19 protein-coding genes and 1 tRNA gene are annotated in these 21951 nt (G+C 40.9%); 5 read left to right on the top strand and 15 right to left on the bottom strand.

The genetic code is table 11. The annotated features are described in order from the left end of the window. Nucleotides 1-262: 262 nt before the first annotated feature. A complete protein-coding gene (locus C4F40_RS04495) occupies nt 263-892 on the bottom strand; it encodes a carbohydrate-binding family 9-like protein (RefSeq protein WP_196938163.1) in 630 nt (209 codons plus the stop codon). 18 nt (nt 893-910) lie between these two features. Then, nucleotides 911-2026: a phosphotransferase enzyme family protein gene (locus C4F40_RS04490; RefSeq protein WP_196938162.1), complete on the bottom strand. Its 1116-nt coding sequence runs from the start codon at nt 2024-2026 to the stop codon at nt 911-913. A 184-nt stretch (nt 2027-2210) separates the two neighbouring features. Here C4F40_RS04490 and C4F40_RS04485 point away from each other — a divergent pair, with 184 nt between their 5' ends. After that, complete coding sequence (locus C4F40_RS04485; protein ID WP_196938161.1) at nt 2211-3533, top strand: hemolysin family protein; 1323 nt, start codon at nt 2211-2213, stop codon at nt 3531-3533. On the opposite strand, the gene trxA is transcribed toward C4F40_RS04485, so the two are convergent. Both trxA and C4F40_RS04475 read right to left on the bottom strand, forming a co-directional pair. Beyond that, entirely contained in the window at nt 3530-3829 is a 300-nt protein-coding gene (trxA, locus tag C4F40_RS04480; protein ID WP_196938160.1) for a thioredoxin, read from the bottom strand. The two genes, C4F40_RS04485 and trxA, sit on opposite strands and share 4 nt — an antisense overlap. Before the next feature lie 36 nt (nt 3830-3865). Beyond that, on the bottom strand, nt 3866-4723 hold the full coding sequence (locus C4F40_RS04475; protein ID WP_196938159.1) for a glycoside hydrolase family 25 protein: 858 nt from the start codon (nt 4721-4723) through the stop codon (nt 3866-3868). A 52-nt stretch (nt 4724-4775) separates the two neighbouring features. Between C4F40_RS04475 and C4F40_RS04470 the strand changes: the two genes are divergently transcribed. From C4F40_RS04470 to C4F40_RS04460, 3 genes are all read left to right on the top strand, one after another. Next, a complete protein-coding gene (locus tag C4F40_RS04470; protein ID WP_196938158.1) occupies nt 4776-5660 on the top strand; it encodes a bestrophin family protein in 885 nt (294 codons plus the stop codon). Between the two features lie 136 nt (nt 5661-5796). Continuing rightward, nucleotides 5797-5881, top strand: a tRNA-Ser gene (locus C4F40_RS04465). A gap of 142 nt (nt 5882-6023) precedes the next feature. Then, nucleotides 6024-7154, top strand: a complete 1131-nt coding sequence (locus C4F40_RS04460; RefSeq protein WP_196938157.1) for a cysteine desulfurase family protein — start codon at nt 6024-6026, stop codon at nt 7152-7154. Between the two features lie 5 nt (nt 7155-7159). Here C4F40_RS04460 and moaCB read toward each other — a convergent pair whose 3' ends face one another. The 11 genes from moaCB to C4F40_RS04405 form a co-directional block, all read right to left on the bottom strand. Beyond that, a complete protein-coding gene (gene moaCB / locus C4F40_RS04455; protein WP_231389914.1) occupies nt 7160-8077 on the bottom strand; it encodes a bifunctional molybdenum cofactor biosynthesis protein MoaC/MoaB in 918 nt (305 codons plus the stop codon). Between the two features lies 1 nt (nt 8078). Further along, nucleotides 8079-8507 carry a molybdenum cofactor biosynthesis protein MoaE gene (locus C4F40_RS04450; protein ID WP_196938155.1) on the bottom strand — a complete coding sequence of 143 codons (429 nt, stop codon included), beginning with the start codon at nt 8505-8507 and terminating at the stop codon, nt 8079-8081. Between the two features lies 1 nt (nt 8508). After that, the gene (locus C4F40_RS04445; protein ID WP_196938154.1) at nt 8509-9612 is read right to left on the bottom strand and encodes a ThiF family adenylyltransferase; all 1104 of its coding nucleotides are present in this window, start codon (nt 9610-9612) and stop codon (nt 8509-8511) included. A gap of 1 nt (nt 9613) precedes the next feature. Then, the gene (locus C4F40_RS04440; protein ID WP_196938153.1) at nt 9614-9841 is read right to left on the bottom strand and encodes a MoaD/ThiS family protein; all 228 of its coding nucleotides are present in this window, start codon (nt 9839-9841) and stop codon (nt 9614-9616) included. 92 nt (nt 9842-9933) lie between these two features. Next, entirely contained in the window at nt 9934-10668 is a 735-nt protein-coding gene (locus tag C4F40_RS04435; protein ID WP_196938152.1) for a sulfite exporter TauE/SafE family protein, read from the bottom strand. A 4-nt stretch (nt 10669-10672) separates the two neighbouring features. Next, nucleotides 10673-12439, bottom strand: coding sequence for an NTP transferase domain-containing protein (locus C4F40_RS04430; protein WP_196938151.1), 1767 nt, complete (start codon nt 12437-12439; stop codon nt 10673-10675). Further along, nucleotides 12436-13416, bottom strand: coding sequence for a GTP 3',8-cyclase MoaA (gene moaA / locus C4F40_RS04425; protein WP_196938150.1), 981 nt, complete (start codon nt 13414-13416; stop codon nt 12436-12438). Before moaA ends, C4F40_RS04430 begins: the two co-directional genes overlap by 4 nt. An 8-nt stretch (nt 13417-13424) precedes the next feature. Next, on the bottom strand, nt 13425-14555 hold the full coding sequence (locus C4F40_RS04420; RefSeq protein WP_196938149.1) for an XdhC family protein: 1131 nt from the start codon (nt 14553-14555) through the stop codon (nt 13425-13427). An 85-nt stretch (nt 14556-14640) separates the two neighbouring features. Next, entirely contained in the window at nt 14641-16848 is a 2208-nt protein-coding gene (locus C4F40_RS04415) for a xanthine dehydrogenase family protein molybdopterin-binding subunit (RefSeq protein WP_196938148.1), read from the bottom strand. 65 nt (nt 16849-16913) lie between these two features. Further along, nucleotides 16914-17891 carry an FAD binding domain-containing protein gene (locus C4F40_RS04410; RefSeq protein ID WP_196938147.1) on the bottom strand — a complete coding sequence of 326 codons (978 nt, stop codon included), beginning with the start codon at nt 17889-17891 and terminating at the stop codon, nt 16914-16916. Beyond that, a complete protein-coding gene (locus C4F40_RS04405; protein WP_196938146.1) occupies nt 17888-18481 on the bottom strand; it encodes a (2Fe-2S)-binding protein in 594 nt (197 codons plus the stop codon). The genes C4F40_RS04410 and C4F40_RS04405 overlap by 4 nt, the downstream gene beginning before the upstream one ends. 612 nt (nt 18482-19093) lie before the next feature. Here C4F40_RS04405 and C4F40_RS04400 point away from each other — a divergent pair. Beyond that, entirely contained in the window at nt 19094-21943 is a 2850-nt protein-coding gene (locus C4F40_RS04400) for an MGH1-like glycoside hydrolase domain-containing protein (protein ID WP_196938145.1), read from the top strand. The last annotated feature ends 8 nt before the right edge of the window (nt 21944-21951 follow it).

The following is a 21951-nucleotide window of genomic DNA, read 5'->3' as shown; positions in this document are numbered from 1 at the left end:
TTAGGAGGACGACCTAGGTCGATGTAGCGTTAAGAAAGCCTTTTGGATTTGCGATAAGAACAGATCCCCGAAGTGAAAACGGCTTGGAGCTGTTTAGTAAATCCAAAAGCTTTTAGCGCAACATTGACCAAGTCTTGGGTTTTGCTTCTTTTGGCCAAGCAAAAGAAGGAGAGCCGCCCGCCGATGAGGGCAAAAAAAATGATTAAGAAAATCCTTCATTTTCATTAACCATTAACAAACAAACCTTCTAGATGCCTCTTAATTATTCTATAATCAAATCACCAAAAAATTCAGGAAGATGAAAATTAGGTGTTGGATGATCTATATTATTCCATACAATAAAATGGGGATTAGGCAATTTGTCTCCACATTTATAAAAATTAGCATGTAACCTTCTACCACTCCATTCCGTTGTGCCGATAATAGTTTTTGGTATTTGTAAAATCAGGTTCCATTTCTTCTGTCCGTCAACTTTACAAACAGCACTGTATGTATTCACGGCGTCAATCATCCCTGCCGCTAATCTTTTTCGTTCAGCTTTTACAGCGGATCCATATCCGATAAGACCTGTACCCAGAATATTAAATTCGAAATTATAATAAGACTCCTTATTATCCAGGGAAATAAAAAATTCGACGCAACTGTCTTCCCATACGTTTTCATTCGATCTAATATATTGTGCTTTCAAAAATTCCTCTTTTACCGCATAGTGTAAGATCACAGAAGAATCGGTATGCGCAATTTGAAACCCGACAACCGGACTGTATGGAAAATCAGCCTTCCATGGAGACTCAGCAACTGAATTCCAGGAAAGATCTTTTATTTCCTCCCGGATCGCGAAAAAATCAGTTCCTTTTATTTCGTTTATTTTTTTTACGACAAGTGTAGACATAATCGAGCATTCATATTTTTACTGAGCGACAAGGCTAAGTTCTAAAATATTTCTCAATTCTTCCTCATGTTTTTCCAACTCATCCACCAATTTAAACTGTGCTTTTGCACGTACCAAGTTATGGTTTGGATAGTGTACTTTATAGTAGGCGTCTCCATCGATATAATCGGTCAAGAAGCGAACAGCTTGCATATACGGCAAAAGTAACACGCCATACATCAAGGATTCAATTTCTTTATCCGTTAAAAATTCTTTGGCTTCACTCAAATAACCTTCTGAATAAGCTTTAAACAACGGAATATTTAATACTATCTTGTCGATATCAATTTCATCCTCAGCAGCAGAATTGATTATCGTACGTATTGCATCTCCGAAATCATACGCTATATAACCCGGCATTACTGTATCCAAATCGATGACACATTGTACATTGTCATTTTGATCCAACAAAACGTTATTGAATTTCGTGTCATTATGTGTGATTCGCAAGGGTAAATCCCCCGTAGCGGCCAGATCCAATATACGACGCATCTTCAATTCACGCTCAAATACGTAATCCAACAAATCTGGAATTTCCCCTATACGATCGGCTTTATTACTAGAGACAGCGTCCTTAAGATTTTTAATCCGGAAATCGATGTTGTGAAAATTTGGCAAGATTTCTACCAGTTGAGTTGCGTCCAAATCCGCTAATTGCTTTTGGAACTGACCAAATGCCTGTCCGCCAGAATAAGCCTGTTTTGTGGTTTCTACAATATCGTAGCTCTTCGTATCCGATAATAAAATGAATAACCTCCAACAGCTTCCTTCGTCGTCCCTATGGTAAAGTTTATTATCCTTGGTCGGTATGATCGTCAGTGTATATTTATCGACATCGGAAATGCCTTTGATTTTGAACTGATTCTTTAAATGGTTAGTTACCAAATAAATATTATTCATCAGACTAGGAATATCCTTAAAAATATCATGATTTACTCGTTGTAGCAAATACGATCTATCCCCGGGATTTCCAGTAGACAATTTAAAGGTATCATTTATATGTCCAGACCCAAATCTCTCAGCATCAGTTATTATGCTAGTTAGATCAAATTGCTTCGCTATTTCTATAATCTTATTAAAATCGTAAATTGACATGAATTTATTACGGTTTAAAATTTCTTAATTTCATTTTGCAACGCAATATCACGAATTACGGGCATTATCAAAAACGATTTATTCAATCAAACGATTGCACATTTTTTGTGTTAATGTAAATAAATCAGGTTCTCTAATATAGATTTAGTAAATTAGAGCAGTTGAATTAACTTTAACATACCATATGATTACTGAGATAGTTATTATCCTTGCTTTAATTTTGTTTAATGGTGTTCTTTCCGCTTCGGAAATAGCTATTGTTTCGAGCAGAAAAGCTCGATTGCAAGCTGCAAGTGCTAAAAATCCTGGAGCAAAGGCGGCGATCAAACTCAAAGAAAGACCCAACCAATTTTTATCTACAGTACAAATCGGAATCACATTAATCGGGATTCTAACGGGATTCTTTTCCGGAGGTTCTATTTCGGCGTATCTGTCCGAGATATTTAGTAAGAATACCTATTTAGCTCCCTATAGTGATCAATTATCGGTCGTATTGGTGGTGTTGGTCATCACCTATCTTTCTTTGGTTGTCGGCGAATTGGTTCCCAAACGTATTGGTATGGCTATACCCGAAAAATACTCGGCCATTATCGCTATTCCGATGACGGCGTTGAGTAAGGTCGTCAAACCGTTTGTATGGCTATTAAGTATATCAACTGATTTTCTTGTTAAATTAATGAATATAAAAGTTTCTAAAAACACAGTGACAGAAGAAGAAATTAAAGCATTAGTTGACGAAGGTGTGGATAGCGGAGTAATAGAAGGATTCGAGCACGATTTAGTGGATAGACTACTTAATATCGGCGACAAACGGGCTATCAATATGATGGTACACCGAAGTGACATTACTTATTTAGATTTAGAAAACACCTTTGAAGAAAACAAAAAGAATATTTTGGAAAGTGAACATACCGAGTACCCGGTATGTGACGGAAACTTCGATAATATTAAAGGTATAGTGCATACCAAAACACTTTTGAAAAGTTATATTAAAGGCACAGAAATAGAGTTGGAGAAATTAGTTCAGCCTATCCCCTTCGTCAATGAAAACAGCAGCATCTACAACGTACTCGAAGTCTTAAAAAATGCACACGTATTACAGGCAATCGTGATTGATGAGTACGGCAGTCCTCAAGGTATTATTACCATGAAGGATATATTAGCTGGTCTAGTAGGAAGTTACGACAATATTAATGAACCGAAAAATAAGCTATTCCGGCAACGCGAAGATGGTTCATTTATCTTAGATGGCCGTTATCAATTGGACGATTTCTTTGAAAAATTTGAAATTGGACTTTCTGAAGATGATGAAGAAGAAATTGGCAATATTACCACCGTGGGCGGGCTGGTATTTCTTTTATTGGATCACGTACCTATAGAAGGTGAAATCATTACGTTCAAGGGCTATCAATTTGAAGTAATCGATATGGATGGAAATCGCATTGACAAAGTCGCCTTTACCATCATAAAAGATCACAACGGTTCCGAATCTTTCAATATTGATTAATCCATTTGTTTGTCAATAATAGCGATAAGGTCCGACCGGAGCAATAATCCGCTCTGACGCCATATTTGGTTACCATTTTTAAATAGTATCAATGTAGGAACACCTTGAACCTTAAAATTTACGGCCAACACATGATTTTTATCGACATCTATTTTGATAACCGATAGTTTATCACCAAAATGCACCTTCACGGCTTTAAGAATAGGTGCCAATGTCTGGCAAGGGCCGCACCATTCTGCAGAAAAATCAACTAATACGATTGTGTTTTTGTGAATTATTTCGTTAAAACTAGCCATTCCAATGTATTTCTTTAATAAAACTTTATGTATATGTCAATTACCGAAAGGAACACACAACTGTTCCAATTGTTCAATATTGCCGTCAAATAAATTTAAATCTACGTTCCCTCTTATTCCCCTAACACTTCCTTTCTCCGAAAACTGCCAAAAATTCCAATGTTTCTTCGGACGCTCGACCCAAAAATTATAATTGGCGATCCATAAGGTATAATCAGCAAACTCGTGCTCTAAAAAATCGGTATAGTAACTATCTCCCGAATAGATAATAGGTCTAACTTTGTAATGCGATTCGACAGTTTCCAGCCATCTCTTCAGACCTACTTTTAGACTATCCATAGACTGTCGTTTAGGCCGTTCCTCGATATCTAAAACCGGAGGAAGATCCCCAGGGCTCAACTTTACAGTTTTTATAAAATTTCTAGCCTGCTTTACGGAATTTTCATTCGGACGAAAATAATGATATGCTCCCCTAAGTTTGGCACGGCTTTCAGCACTCTTCCAATTGGACTTGTATCTTTTATCTACAGCTGTGACGCCCATTGTAGCACGGATGAAAATAAAACCAATAGGAAATTGATCATTAATTGTATTCACGCTTATCCAATCAATATTACCTTGGTATTCGCTGATATCGATACCAAATATCCGATCATCAAATTTAGACATCAGATAGGTATTCCGCTCACGATGTTTGTCGATCTCTTTGCTATCACTGGTGTAGCCACTTTCAAAAACATTCTTTATAAAGAACCGGATGCCGCCCCGATAATAATAGGCTGTGAAAAGAAAAATAAGAATAGCCGGAATTACAACACTCCAGAATAGATAAAGCCGTTGTATCTCCTTATCAGATTTTTGTTTTTTCTTGACCGTTCTCCTACTTTTTGTCATATTGCGGTGAAATTAGTGTATTTCTGATTTATTGACAACTATAAATTTTACAATGAGAATCTATAATCCTAAGGACTGGCTAAATACCACAATTTACTTACATACTTCCATTATATTCAGAAGGCTACTTCCTTATCTTATTATTAGTGCTCTTTTTTCGTGGTGCATTGCCTATTGGGAATTAGAATATCTCAAATTATCAGATAAAAGCTGGATTAAGAACATCACTATAGTACATAGTTTATTAGGTTTTGTACTGTCCCTTTTACTGGTATTCCGTACCAACACCGCCTATGATCGCTGGTGGGAGGCACGCAAACAATGGGGGCAACTCACCAATACCAGCCGTACGCTAGCTTACAAAATGAATGCTATCCTGGATACGGATGATAGAATCAGTCGAAGTTTCTATCGTAAAGCCATACCCCTCTATGCAGAAACACTCTATAATTTTCTTCGTTCGGACTACACCAAGTTTATGTTAGACGAAGTAGATCACCCGGAGCTCAAAAATCTAGATGATAAGAAACACGGACCTAACCAAGTTGCATCTTTAATATTTAAAAAAACCAACGTACTATACACCGAAAATAAGATTAGTGGTGATCAATTTATTATCATAAACCAAGAGCTGACAAATCTAACCAATATATGTGGAGCATGTGAACGAATTAAAAACACACCCATTCCAATGTCTTATAGTTCATTTATAAAAACATTCATCATCTTATATACAGCGACCTTGCCGATTGGATATGTTTTTTCAATTGGTTATTTTGTGATAGCTGCTGTACCCTTTATTTTCTATGTACTCGCGACGTTAGAAATGATAGGAGAATCTGTCGAAGAACCATTCGGTACCGATCCAGATGATTTACCGATTGACAAGATCACCATTAATATCAAAAAGCACACACACGAAGTATTGCTACCTTAGCTATTAAGGTCTGTTTTAACAGAAATATGCAACGGTACATGTACTGCTAAAAACTAATTAAGCTCATTTTCAACGAGTAAAACGTAAAGGACAAAATAAGTTTTGTACATCTACTTAGAATTTCTACTTTTGTCGCGGAGAGCTGGCAGAGTGGTCGAATGCGGCGGTCTTGAAAACCGTTAACTGTCACAGGTTCGGGGGTTCGAATCCCTCGCTCTCCGCAGCAAAACCTTCATCGAAAGATGAAGGTTTTTTGCGTTTGCGCGGATTCGAACCAGAGGTATGGGCTGGGTAACTCCATTTGATCATCGAAATCGTATTTTTTATCGATACGGCCATATAATTCATTACATTTATAGTTCTATGCAATCATCAATCGTATACCTTGACTACAACGCGACGACACCGGTAGATGACCGGGTGCTAAAAAAAATGTTACCTTACTTCAACTCCCAATATGCCAATCCCAGCAGCCCGCATCTGTTTGGTATGGAGATACTGGAAAAAACAGAATACGCCCAACAAGATTTGGCGCATCTTATAGGATGCAAACCCTCGGAACTTATCTACACCTCTGGTGCGACGGAAGCTATTAATCTTGCGTTAAAAGGAATAGAAAATGAAAATCGCAGACATATTATATGTGCATCCACTGAACATATGGCCGTATTGGACTGTTGCGGTTTTATGGAAAAAAATGGGTATACCGTTACTTATCTTCCGGTGACCAAGGATGGAATTATTGATTTACATCTTCTCAAAGACAGCCTTCGAGTAGACACTGTATTGGTCTGTATTATGTTGGTCAATAACGAAACCGGAGTTATACAGGATATTGAAAGCATTGCTAATATCGTCCATCAGGCAAGTGCCTTGCTATTATGTGACGCAACCCAAGCTCTGGGAAAAATACCCATAGACATAAATACATTGGGTATTGATTTAATGCCGCTCTCTGCACATAAATTTTATGGACCGAAAGGTATAGGAGCATTATATGTCAACACTACCGTGGCACGATTAAAACCCCTTCTACATGGCGGACAACAACAAGGTGGGATCAGGAGCGGCACATTGAACGTTCCCGGAATTATTGCGTTGGGAGAAGCTGCCACCATAGCTCAAAAGGAAATGATTATCGAAACCGAACAAATTAGAACCTTGCGGGATGATTTGGAAAGCGCACTCCTGAAAATTGAGAATGTTTTTGTCAACGGCTATTCGGCCAAAAGAATCCATAATACATCCAATGTCTGCTTTCCAGGAGTAAATGCACAGCAGCTTATTCTATCACTTGGTAATATTGCTGTTTCTAGTGGTTCGGCTTGCTCCGCTATAACCAACAAACCTTCCCATGTATTAAAAGCTATGGGACTACAGGATCACCATAGTTTGAGTTCCATCCGTTTTAGTTTAGGAAGGTTTACGACAGCCGAAGAAATCAGTTATACTACCGAAACTGTCAAAAAGCTCGTCAACAAGCTGAGACAATAACAAACTTATTCGTTATGTCCTTGATTGCTTTTAACAGGAAATACATGAAGAATTTTTGGAAATAGCACTTTCATATTTTCTTTGACCGCATTTGTAGATCCGGGAAATGTCAGCACCAACATACCGTCCGAAAATCCTGCTACAGCTCTAGACAACATAGCAGTTTGAATAAATTGCTGTCCATACTGTCTTGCTGTTTCCACCACTCCCGGTAGTTGTTTGGTTAGTAGGGGCAAAACAGCCTCCGGTGTAACATCCCTATCGGAAACACCAGTCCCACCAGTATATAAAAGAATATCAATACCAGCCTGCTTAGAAGCTCTTAATTGATTCTGAATGGCCGCTATATCATCTGGAACGACTTCAAACTTGACGACTTCCACACCTTGTTCTTCCAATAGTTCTTTTAAAAGTAACCCGGAACGATCGTGTTTTTCACCTGCAAAAACGGAATCGCTGCAAACGATCACTGCAGCGCGAAAAGCTCGTTCCTTTGCGACTTGCACATGATCACTTTTGCCTCCCGATTTATGTAGTAATCGGATGGAACCAATTTCGATATTTTTGTCGATGGGTTTTAACATATCGTATAATACCAAAGCCGCTACAGAAGCGCCATGCATAGCCTCCACTTCCACACCAGTTTTATAAATGGTATGAACGGTCACTGTAATCACAACCGAAAGACCTTCGATTTGAAAATCCACTGCCGCATATTCGATAGGTAATGGATGACAGTCGGGAATTATGTCGCTTGTTTTTTTAATGGCAAGTAAAGTAGCAGCTCGTGCAAACTCGTATACATTTCCTTTAGGAACTTGACCAGTTTTTATCGCTTCGATTGTCATTTCATCGGATGTGACCACTGATGCTGTAGCAACACCTTTACGCAAGGTATTCTGCTTGTGCGTAATATCTACCATCTTAATTATTTTGTTTCCACTGATATGTATCGTCTTCGAATACTTCTTTTCCCCAAATAGGAAGCTCTCGCTTGATTTGCTCAACGAGTTCCTGACAAGCATTTTGTGCCTCCGTACGATGTTTAGATGATACGAATACAAATAAACAAAGTTGTCCTGCATAGATCTGACCAAGGCTATGGTATACGTGCATACAGATTAAATCGTACTTAGCAAAGAGCGCCTCCCGTATGACATTCATCTTTACTAAAGCCATATCTTCATAAGCTGTGTAAACGATAGAGGCTACCCTCCGGTCATTTATTTCATCTGCTCTTATCTGGCCCAAAAATATTTCATGGGCTCCGATATTCTTTTTATGGCTATGTTTTGCTATACTTTCAGCAATTTGTTCCGGCAATATTGCTCCTTGTACAAATATATTTTTCATACTATTCTGCTTTCTTATAATTTAAATAATGTACAATTCCGCCTTCAAGGTGACTAATTCTTCTTTTTTTTCCAAAGTACTCTTTCAGATACAGCGCAGCATGTACGCTGCGCTGTCCTCTTTGGCAAACTACAATAATATGCATTGCTGTTAATTCATCCACCCGTTTGGGTAAAATGGATAATGGTATCCCTCGATGTGCTAGAGGGAACTTCGGTTCTTCATATGACTCGCGTACGTCAAGCAAGCACACTTTAGGATCCAGAAGGTATACTTCGATTTCTGTTGGGTGTATTGTATCGATATCACCTCCATGGCCTTGATCTCCATTCACGTCTTGTTTGATATCTAAAGACTCGATATCCGGTATATGAAAGTCTGCGCGATGCGTGATCTCCAAAATCATGGATTGGTAATTCAGCACATTCCAAATCATTAATTTATTCACAAGTGGATCACCAAGCCCCGTAATCAACTTAATCACTTCGGTCGCCTGTATCAGACCAATTATACCAGGCAACACACCCAACACGCCATTTTCTGAACAATTAGGAGCCTCATTTGCGTCAGGAATTTCCGGAAATAAATCTCTGTAATTGCAGGCGATACCTTGACCATCTGGCACATTGAATATAGCCACCTGTCCTTCGTATTGATATATAGCGGCAAAAATAAGTGGCTTTTGCAGTATGACACAGCAGTCGTTCAACACATAACGAATGGCAAAATTATCAGTACAATCTACAATGATATCATACTGTGGCAAAATTTCGACTGCGTTACTTTTACTGAGACGGACGGGATGCTCAATGATCTCAATAGAAGGATTATTTAATCGAAGCTGTTCCGCTGCGACTTTAGTCTTCAATTGCCCCACCGAAGCTGTTGGATAAATTGTTTGCCGTTGGAGATTACTCAATTGAATGGTATCAAAATCCAGTACACCAATACGCCCTACACCCGATGCTGTCAGATATTGCAGTACAGGGCAGCCCAGACCACCCGCTCCTACAACCAACACCCTAGAGGCGGCCAGTTTTCCCTGTGCCACAGGGCCAAAACCGGGCAAAGTATAATGTCTTTCGTAACGCGAATCCCACTGCATATTAACCTCCGGAATAAGGGGGTAAAAGTGCTACAGTATCTTGATCCTGTAAACTCACCATATCGCTTGTTATCTTTCCATTAACAGCGATAGCGATTTTACGACCGGCTAGCCCCGGGAATTGTTGAAGGAGAACATCCAAAAGAGCTTTTGTGTCTGAAGCCTCTATAAAATATTCGTTTTCCATAATGTCTAACAATGGTCCAAATGCACGTACTTTAATTTTCATCAGAATATATTTATTCAAGGTGATGTAGCAATCATGAACAACTTTGATGGCTGCATTCTGTTGTTTTTATTCAATGGCACCAAACTATCACCTTACGCTGAAGTAAAGAGTAGTTTGTATGTTGCCAGTAACAATACGGTTGCCAAAACGTATTTCAATACTTCCTGGTTAAATTTTTTAGATCCTAAATAAGCTCCCAGGAAGCCTCCCGTAAACGCAACCACAATATATAAAATCATATTGGAAGTCAACGAAATTCCTTGCGTTAGCATTCCTCCCAATCCCGCTAACGAATTGACAAAGATAAAGGCAGCACTAATAGCCGCAGTTTGTTTCTGGTTGGTCCATAACAACAAAATCAAAATTGGCGAAAGTATAATTCCTCCTCCAATTCCAATCATTCCGGACAATAGGCCTATGGTCGCTCCCAAAAGAACGGATATCCACTTTATAGGTGAAACCAGACGATCATCCTGCACATTCTTAAAAAAGAAAAAGCGGATAATGGGGAGCAATAACAAAATACCTAATATTTTTTTATAGATGTGATCGTCAATCGACAACATGCCACCTAAAAATGCAAAAGGTACTGAAGCAAGTGCTATGGGAATAAAAATATCCTTTTTAAAATGATGCCCACGATAGTACTGAATAAAAGAGGTGAGCGACACAAATAAATTCAAAAAGAGCGCCGTAGGTTTCATTTCTTGAGGGGCTACACCATATAAAGCCATCAAAGCCAGATAACCACTCGCCCCACCATGTCCGACCGATGCGTACAAAAAAGCAACGATAAATAAGATGGGGTAAAATAATTCGGTCTCCATAGTTTTAGGGCAATAAGATTACCTGTACTTCATCACCCACTTTAACCCCAGTTGACGCCTCTTCCAAGACAAGCAAACAATTGGCTTGAGCATAGGATTGTAAGCGATAGGATTCTTGTGCGTGTAGCGGCAGCACCCGACCATCTTTAAAATGTGCTTTAATAAAATGGGTCAAACCGGTGCTTTTATTATAATCCGCTGCTACAAGAGCCGAAATAATCATCAACGAATGGGGTCTTCGCATCATCTGATCGATGGCGGGTAGTACGTACAAATAAAAACAGGTTAGTGCGGAAGAAGGATTTCCTGGCAAGCCGAACACCATTTTCCCTTCCTTTGTTCCAAAAAACAACGGTTTACCAGGCTTCTGTTTCACCTTATGAAAATGCGGCCGCACTCCTTCTCTTAAAGCAGTCTGAACAACAAAATCGTAATCACCGACGCTCACTCCACCCACCAACAAGACCATATCCGACTCTCGTAATGCCTCTGCCAATACAGCTTCCAATTTCTTTGGATCATCTTCAGACTGGTATAAGCTAATTTCAGCCACTCCACCTTTCTTTAAAGCTGCACGAAGTTGCAAAGAATTAGACTCATAAACTTGTCCAAAAGCAAGCGGTTTGCCTACCTCTTGCAATTCGTCACCAGTAATGATGACGGCAATTTTTGGTGGTTCAAAAATCAGGACTTCCCGGCACCCTATTCCGGCCAAAAATCCAATAGCGGCAGGGGTCAATAAAGCGCCTGCTGCAAAGGCCAATGTTCCTTTCTGAGCCTCACTTCCTTTTTGCCGTACATTCAAACCGATGGCAAGATGATCATCTTCGACCATTACCCAGTCCCCATCGCGCTTTACCCTCTCCTGCATGACCACCGTATCTGCATCCTCCGGTAATGGAGCTCCAGTAAAAACGCGTATAGCTTGTCCAGACATTAATTTTACAACAGAAGGTTGCCCAGCACGCATCTCGCCTACCACTTTCAAGGTTTTAAGCCTGTCTTCGAACTTGATGGCATAACCGTCCATGGAGGACTGTCTAAAATGAGGAATATCAAGGGTCGATATAATGGGTTCTGCCACAATATAACCACAGACATTCCCTATATTTCTAATTCTCTTGTATTCCCATGTACAATTGTTCTTAATAATCTCTTGTGCTGCAGACACCGATACCATTTGATTCCATAAATATTTCAAATCTTCCGGTCTGTCAATATCAACACCTCCGCTATCAAACGGAATGGTAGCCAAGTCATCTTTATGCTGTTCTACTATTTTTTTAGCACCCTGATCACCATGCAGTGCAATCAATATTTTAAAATATGCCTTGCTAAAAAGGACGGGAACGCCTACCGTATCCGCATAGGTCGAAGCGACAATTCCCTTACCCGTCTCCAATTGGTGAACAAATAGCTGTGTGAAGTTTTCTTTCAATATATACGGTTGGTCACACACCGAGAAGATACAGCTCGTTATAGCGGGATTTTCAATCAATAGCTGTGTCATTCCTCTATTCATGGAAGATGCCATTCCTGTGGACCAATCTGCATTGTAACAGACCACTACATCCTTGCCTGCAAGTGTTGCGGTAATCTCTTCTGCATGTGCTCCAACAACAACGACAACACGCGCGGGTTGACTTGCTAAAGCTTGTTCTACAACATGCATTAATAATGTTTTTCCTTGATAATCTAGAAGTTGTTTAGCGGTCCCCAAGCGTGAGGAACTACCTGCAGCTAAAATTATTATCCCCGTATTGTCCATCATCCTCCAATCGTTATCATGCTTCTATTTTCGAGCTGATCGGCATCTATTTGCATATAATCTTTGTCCAATTGCCCGCCCAAAGCATACGCCTTTGACGCTATATTAGCCTCAATAAGTGGCAAAATCGGTTCCCCTCTGCGAAAGGCGCTTAATAGATCGGTCTCCTGGGTAGAAAACAAACAGTTTTTTAATTTTCCATCCGCAGTCAACCGTATACGATTACAGCCTGCACAAAATGGTTCACTCATGGTGCTGATTACAGCAAAGGATCCTTGGTGACCTGTTATTTGGAACCGTTTGGCGGTATCATGTATGTCGCCAGCTTGCGCATGAATAGCATAGCGCTGTTTAATAACTTCCTTTATTTCATTTAATGTAAATACCTGATTACTCGTCCATTTATTACCGCTAAAAGGCATAAATTCAATAAAGCGGACTTCTAAAGGTCTTTCTTTAGTAAGATCAACGAAATCCAAAATTTCATCGTCGTTCAATCCTTTCATCACGACAACATTCAGTTTACAGCGAATGCCTTCTTTCAACAAAAGATCAATATTCGAACGAACTCGATTGAAGAGATCCCGTCCCGTTATTTTGTGGAATTTCTGCGCATCAAGGGTGTCTAAGCTAATGTTTATACTACTAAAATTTGCCGCTTTGATCACGGGTAGCAAAGTATCCGCACGCACACCGTTCGTTGTACACGTCAGTTCAACTGGCAACTGAGCTAAACCCGCCAAAATTATGTCTGCATCTTTTCTCACGAAAGGCTCTCCACCGGTAAGGCGTATTTTTGTGACTCCCTGTTCGACAAATGTTTGAGCAATTTCGACGATCTCATGGGGTTGCATCAGCTTTGAAGGCGGTGCAAATGCATACTCTTGCTCAGGCATACAATAAAAACAACGCAAATTGCAATTGTCCGTAAGTGATATGCGGAGATAGGTATGTTGGCGACCAAATTTATCAAAAAGCATAGTTCTAATTAAATGGTTAAAATATCTTGATGCATCTTTTCGGTTCGATCACGAAGTGAATTTAATGATCTCTGCTGAATTACGGATTTTATTTCGGCTGTTATGGCTAGTGCGATCTCTGCAGATGTTTCTGCACCAATATCCAATCCCACCGGCCCATACATCTTGCTTAATTGTTCTTTACTTAATACGACACCTTCCGCTTGTAATTCCTCTACCATGCGTTGAAAACGTTTCTTCGGACCCAATAATCCAATATACACACAAGTGCTTGTCTCAAGTTGTTTTAATATTGCTTTGTCGTAGTGATAATTATGCGACATCAGCACTACGGCTGTGTACTCATCGGTAATGACATATCGCTGGAAAGCATCCGACGGAGCTACCACTACATGTTTTGCGGAAGGAAACCGTCTTTCTGTCGCGTGGTCGCTACGTCCGTCCACGATACAAACATCCCAGCCGATAAGCGAAGCCATTTGGGCTAACGGCTGTGCATCGTTACCTGCTCCTACAAGCACAAGCTGAATAGTAGGCAAGCAATACTCCAGTAACAATTCGTATATCAATTGGTTCCGCTCCAATACCGAGCGTAAGTTTCGTTTACGCTCCAATACTTGTTGGAGAGAATTGGTTAATTCGGATATGGAAATAAGACTGTTTATTTTTAGAATCACTTCCCCCCCTACCTGCACACAACAAGTCCCCAACTGTTCGGCATTACGATCTAAGGAACATACCGTGACTATCGCCGAAGCGATACGTTTATCAAGAAGCTTTTCCAATAAAGCAATCGGATTGTGCGGGTTGGTTGGATCAATATATTCAAATAAGATATGGACGATACCATTACAGCCTAATTGTATACCAATGCTTAAATCATTCTCGTTTGAGGTATCGTACGTGACCAATTTATTTGTTTGCTGATTAAGCGCCAACATGGCCCTGCGAAGTGCATCGCCCTCCAGACAGCCTCCACTAATAGCGCCCGTCATTTCACCAAATTCCGATACCAACATCCGGGCACCCGGCATGCGATAAGAGGATCCCTCTACCTTTACCACGGTAGCTAGAACACTCTTGCTATTGGTTTGTTCCGCATGCCGATAAGCCTCAATAATTGTCCGTAATTCACTCATCGTACAATTTCTATTTTGACGTCAAAACGACAAGCATAAAGCACTATAAATCTATTTTTCAAAATCAAAGACATCTATTTTTATTTTAGCCCAGTACCTTATCTGGCGTAATCGGCAGATTTCGCAATCTTTTACCTGTCGCATGATAAATTGCATTGGCAATTGCAGCAGCTGTACCTATTATACCAACTTCACCCAAGCCTTTAGCACCAGTGGGATTAATGTGCGGATCAGGCTTACTTATAAAACTCACATCAATTATCGGTGCATCTGCATTTACCGGAAAATGATATCCAGCCAGGTCATCCCCTATTAATCCGCCTAGTTTAGCATCGAGAAGTTTTTCCTCCATTAATGCCATACCAATTCCGCCAACGGCGGCACCTGACATTTGATTGGCAGCGGCTTTTTCGTTCACTATTGTACCCCCGTCCGCCACACACACTAATTTTTCAATCTTAACTTTACCGGTCTTTACATTCACGCGGACTTGACAGAAATGAGCTGCAGAAGAACAGAACGCATACTTTTTACGTTCTTCTCCTGGGCCAGAAGTGGCCTCCACAACGACACTATCCAACTTGTTTTTCTCCCACAGATCGGCATAAGTGACTGTTTCGTCTAGATTTTTTTTCAACGAGATCCCTTTTTCCGATAAGTGTATATCATCAGGGGAAATATTTTTAAAATTTATATTGATTAAAGCTGCGTATTCGGCAAGTTTTAACTTCAATGCATTGGAGGCGTCTACGACTGCTCCGCTCACGGATGACATTCCTGTACTACCTCCTTGACTTGGAGCTGGAGGCAGATTTGAATTACCCAGCTCAACCGTAATTTTATCTTGGGGAATTCCGGTCATTTCATGCGCGATATTTTTCATCCCCGTACCTGTTCCCGTACCAATATCTGTCATGGCCGTTTGAACAATAATACGGCCATCCCTTACCATTTTTATGGCGGCGCTGGTTTTATTCCTTCCCGCGTTCCACATCCCCACAGACATACCATACCCGATTTGCCAGTCGCCATCTTTCATTGCATTGGGGATCGGGTTTCTATCGTTCCAACCAATGCGCTTGGCCCCTTCGTTGATGCATTCCAATAGATAGTTGGAGGACCAGGGCAGCTTGTTGTCTGGATGGTGTGTAGCTGCAATATTTTTAGTTCGCAACGCTACGGGGTCTATTTTCAGCTTATAGCTCAATTCATCGATGGCGCATTCAATGGCAAAGTCACCTGTACAGTCGCCCGGTCCACGCATCCATGTTGCGGCACTTAGATTGAGCGGCACGAGTGCATCCTCCGTTTTTAAATTGTCAAAGTTGTAGATCAAACGCGTAACTCGCGTAATTTGATCCGAAAACCGCTCGTAGAGCGAAGTTTCATTTTTAGCCTGATGATGTATTCCCAAAAATTTTCCAGATGCATCTGCGCCGAGCTTGATTTTTTGCCAAGAAGCCGGCCGGTATCCCGTACCGGTAAACATCTGAGGTCTCGTCAACATCACTTTGACAGGCCGATTAACATGTTTGGCTGCCATTACCGTTGCCAACACATGTGGCCATACGCGCAAACCAGAACCAAATCCACCGCCGACGAATTCGCTCACAACCTCTATATTTTCCTTTTGCAGGTTAAATAAAGGAGCGATCACCTGCTGTACATTATTGACGCCTTGTGTTTTATCGTGAAGTTTTAAATGACGATCACTTGTCCATTCCGCAATCGTGGCATGCATTTCCATAGGGTTGTGCACCTCCGACTTGATGTTATATTCCGCTTCCATCACATAGGGTGCATTACTCCAGGAATCGATTTGTCCCCGCTCCTTACCCGCCTCCCGCAGGGGAATTTTGGGATGCGCCGCATCAAAATCAACTTGGAAACCTCCCGTATTATATTCCACTTCCACCAGCGTGGCGGCATAGGTCGCATCTTCTAGTGTCTCTGCTATGACCAGCGCGATTGGCTGGCCTTTAAAATGGATTTTATCGGTATGAAAAATAGGCAGACCAAATCGAGATTGCTTTATTAAATCCTCCGTTGCAAAACCGGGAACATTTGGTTTTTGAAGATGAGTAACGATGCCAACGACTCCCTTCACCTGTTTCGCTTTTGTTAAATCAATATTTCTTATCGAACCGCTAGGAATGGTACTGTCTACCAAAACACCGTAACAAAGATTATCTACTTTGTATTCGGCGGCAAATTTACCGCTCCCTGTCACTTTATCTACAGCCTCCACACGCCCTTCAGGTATTTCCTTATTTTGTTTATCGAAGAATCTCATTCTTTATTTTTTATAGCAAACTCGATGCGCTTCAGCCAGCAATGAGTAAGCTTAATTTATACAAATTAAACATGTAGACATTGTCCGAGGGCTGTCTCGACAGCTCCTTTTAGCATGTCTATTTTAAAACCATTGTGTGTTAAGGGTTTTAAATCGCCGACTATAAGTCTGGCAGCTTCGCCAAAGGTTGCAGCTGTTGCGCTCTTGCCCCTCAAAAACTGTTCTGCATCGCGCCATCGCCAAGGTTTATGTGCTACTCCTCCAGAAGCCAGGCGTGCATCGATAATGCGGTCACCGTCCAAATGCAAGGCTGCCGCTACCGATACCAAGGCAAACGAATAGGAATCGCGATCCCGAACTTTGAGATAAGCACAATTTTTATCAAATGGGTTTTCGGGAATCTCAATGGAAGTGATCAAAGCATGTTCAGGAAGATTATTATCCAGATGCGGCGTATTTCCAGGTAGACGATGAAACTCTTCAAAAGGGATGACGGATTTTTTTTGATCCTTACCAAACACGTGCACTTCCGCATCCAATGCTGCCAATCCCACACATAAATCTGATGGGTGCACCGCTACGCAGTCCGTACTATAACCCACCACCGCACTCATTCTGTTCTGTCCTTCGTAAGCACTGCACCCCGAACCGGGTTTGCGTTTGTTGCAAGCAGTCGTGACATCGTAAAAGTATGGGCATCGCGTACGTTGCAACAGATTTCCTGCCGTAGAAGCCATATTTCGTATCTGCGGAGATGCTCCTGCAAGTACAGCCTTGGCAATCAAAGGAAAGTCGCGTAGAATCATCGCATCCGTAGCTACGGTTGTATTACGTGCCATCGCGCCTATTTGAACAGCTTTGCCTTGCTTATCTATCCGATGACCTAAAGCCTCGGTAACATCAAGTAACGTATCGGGCACCTGAATATTTTTTTTCATCAGATCGACCAGATTAGTTCCTCCGGCAATGTACTGCACTTGCTCCTTTTTCTGCAACAACGCGTGCTTAGGATCTGTGGTTTTTATTAAATCAAATGGTTTCATGTTGTTGCAACTTTCTGAATAGATTCGACAATTCCATTATACGCTCCGCATCGGCATAGATTACCACTCATATGTTCCTTTATTTCAGCAACTGAATTGGTATGGCCCTCTTTAACGCAGGCTATGGCAGACATGATCTGACCTGGTGTGCAATAACCGCATTGAAAGCCGTCGCAGACAATAAAAGCCTCTTGCATGGGATGTAATTGATCGCCATTGGCAATTCCTTCTATCGTAGTTACTTCTTTTCCACCGACCATCGCCGATAAGGTCAGGCAGCTTAAGACGCGTTCGCCATCCACATGTACAGTACAGGCGCCACACTGACCATGGTCGCAGCCTTTCTTGGTGCCAGTCAGGGATAAATTCTCCCGCAATAAATCCAGTAAGGTCGTCCGTGTATCCGCATCCAGTGCATAAGCCTTTTTATTTACAGAGACGGTTAGGGGAGCCATCTTCTTTTCTGTAACTATAAAATTTTTGACCTGTTTATATGCAGACTTTAACGAAGCTGGAATCGCCGCTAACAAAGTCAATGCTCCAGTTGTTTTTAGAAAAAAACGCCTACTTAATTTTTCACCCTTTTTCATAATTAGAATTATTTTCAATCATATCGTGTTGTCTTACATCCCGCCTATCAAGAAATATGTTCATCATTGGAACACATAAAAAGGTATAAAAGTTTATACAAAAGACCAATTAATCATTACATATTACGTTCCTTGTCCGCTACGGGGTTCCACCATATAGCTTTCCTACAAATCTCGACATAACTTCGCTCTTTTATGGTATACAGATTACGGAAATTATTACCAATATTACGGATTAGTATACTATTTAACCAGGGGGTCGTCTTTACTTATTAAAGATAGACAAAATACCTAACATTCTCCTATTCCAAGTTGAACCATACACTGCCGTCGCGCGACAAAACCGTGGTTGAGCTATTACGTACATATCTTCTACCCTTGTTATGCATTCCGTGGTAACCATCAGAGCCGACGGCCGAGACACTGGGAGATAATGTGAAGCTGACACGAAGAAGGTGTATCATCAACCCCGATCTTTGTATAACGATAAAGCGATAGCATATGCTAGTCAATTGAGACGATTTTATAATTTATTGAATCGGAAAGACTCTTTTTTCGATAGTATTTTGCGGAAATTAGCACGACTATTACTGATCCCTAGAAAATACTGGAATGATTATCAACCTTGAAAAAAAATCTAAATATAGTTTACTTACGATATTGCTTGTAACTGCTGTAATGAACCTGGTTGCACAACCCTCTCCATCTATTTACGGAAACTGGGAGCCAGGATTTACCAGTTCTTTACAGCATACGCATGATATGGCACTTCCCGCATGGGGACCTTACTCCAATAAGTTCAACGGTATATCGCATATTCCGGTACGAAACAATGGTTTGCGTTTTGATATCCTAGTACAGCCTTCCGTTTATTTTAGAAACATTACACCCCTTGCCAGCACACAGCGGGAGTCTGGCTACCATCCCTGGCAAGCATCCGCTGATCTGTCTTATTTTTCCTATCGGTTCCAGTTAGAGTGGAAAGACCGACTATATTGCGATGTCTCCTATAGTAAAGTGGATGAAGAAAGTCGCCTGATTCGAGCGTCTTATGTAAATAACACTACAGAAACGAGGAGCATGGCATTAAATATATTCAGTTCCATCATGTACCCTTACAGCAATAGTGTTACAATAGCTAAGCCAGACGGATCACATTTCGAGAACGCTTCAAACTACAGCAGCTTTACGGATTCTATTATCTCCTTTAATTATAATTTGGTGTATGACGGACAGCTAAGGGGACAGATTAAAGATGAAAGCGCAGTAAGCAAAACCGCTATTGTGATGGGTAAAAACCGTGGTGAGCAGCTGTCTTTTCGGTTTGTCAATAACAGGCAACTGGAGGAAGGCGTCATCTTGATTCGTTACCGATCTGTCGACAAGTCGGATGCGAAAATAAGTGTAAAAATCAATAATCAAACATCAGAGAATATAGAACTGAAATATACAAAGGACTATATTTTGGCAAAGATATCCGTAAAAAATCTGCCTGCCGAAGAGTTAGGCCTTACCTTGAAAACCCTGAACACAGCAAGAGTCGCATTAGACGGATTTATACTCTTAAAGGAAAATGAAGCTGACGGCATAAAATTTCAGGATAAACCATTAAACCGCATACCAAAAGAAATAAACAGTGGAATGGATAACACCGCCGTTTTTAAATATGATGATATCGAAGAATATTACGGTATGGTTTGGAGCGACAGTCTGGCAGATAGGAGAATACTATATGACGACAATCCAGATAGGGCTTTGACTTATTTTGAGCACTTAGTGAAAAAGGAGGAGCCATCTTCCCATAAATCAAGAATAGGTGGCGGCAATAACAATGGATACTTCGAAAACGTATTTATGGCACCCATCACCGTCGCACCAGGACAGCAGGTAAATAGATATGCTTATGTTGTTTACGGCAACAGCGAAAAACAAGTGATTGATAAAATAAAAAAACTGGGTTCTGAATGGAGCGAAGCGGAAAATATTTACCGCCGACAGCAGTCCGCAGTCGACCAGTGGCAGGTCAATAAAGCTGGGACACCTTACCTTTTCAGTCAACAGCTCATGGCGGCTACTACGTTAACCAATGTAAACTATCCGACATTTGCCGGCAACAAATTTATGAAGCACACTACCCCCGGAAAACGTTGGAGTGCTTTTTATACTTGGGATGCGGGTTTTATAGGATTGGGTTACACACGGTTAAATTTAGGACGCGCGCTCGAAAGCCTGAATGCCTATACAATGGACAGTACAGCACAATCCGCGTTTTTGGAGCATGGAACGCCTTTGCCCGTACAGGCATACCTCTTTAATGAATTGTGGAACAATACACAAAATATAGAATATCTAACATACTTCTACCCCCGCCTGAAACGATATTATGATTTTTTAAACGGAGCGGAAAGCTCCCCCACGCGAAAGCTTAAATCAAATCTGGTACAAACGTGGGATATTTTTTACAATTCCGGTGGCTGGGACGACTACAGCCCGCAGGCTTATATGCATAAGCATAAGCTAGCAAAAACTATGGCGCCTGCTGTGAACACCTCGCATCAGATACGATTTGCCAAATTGCTGAAAATGGCAGCCGTACAGTTGGGATATCAACACGATATTAAAAAGTACGATGCAGACATTAAGGTATATGGAGATGCGTTACAGCGGTGGGCATGGGACGAGCGTTCCGGTTATTTTGGATACGTGCAGCATGATCAAAATGGAAGCCCGACCGGTATCTTAAAACATGCCTCAAATGTCAATTTCAACATGGGGCTTGATGGCGTTAGTCCGCTTATTGCTGGAATATGTACACCTGAGCAAACAAAAAGAATACTGGAAAATATTTTCATAAAAGGAAGACTATGGACAGATCAGGGGATTACGGCCATTGACCAATCTGCGCCTTATTACAATAAAGACGGATACTGGAACGGCAGGGTATGGATGCCACACCAGTGGTTTATCTGGAAGGCTATGCTAGACGTGAATGAACCTGAAAGAGCGATACAGATTGCGCAAACGGCATTGGACGTATGGAAACGCGAAACAGCAAATAGTTACAATTGCTGGGAAAATTTCAGTGTAGAAACCGGTAATGGCGGAGGCTGGCATCAGTTTGGCGCCTTATCCTCTCCAGTATTAAATTGGTTCAGCGCCCTATACAGGCCTGGAACCATCACGCATGGGTTCAATGTATGGCCTGTTATGCAAAAGTTCCGACCTGAAAATGATGGATTCAACGGAGCATTTAAATTGTTTGCAGACCAAGGAGAGCGTACCACATCCATGCTAATCTGTTTAGATGATAAATACGATTATGAGGCAACCTGCAATGGGAAGCATGTTGCTTTAGATCAAATATTTGACGGATTATATGTACTGAAAATAGCGCTTGAGAAAAAAGATAAAGAAACTTTTGAAATTGAGATCAGTACCGTCCAAAACAATAATTTAAAATAGATTAGCTG

Source organism: Sphingobacterium pedocola, from assembly GCF_015209965.1.
Taxonomy (GTDB): Bacteria; Bacteroidota; Bacteroidia; order Sphingobacteriales; family Sphingobacteriaceae; genus Sphingobacterium; species Sphingobacterium pedocola.
The sequence above is the reverse complement of the archived record's forward strand: the minus strand, read 5'-3'. Positions and strand labels throughout refer to the sequence as shown.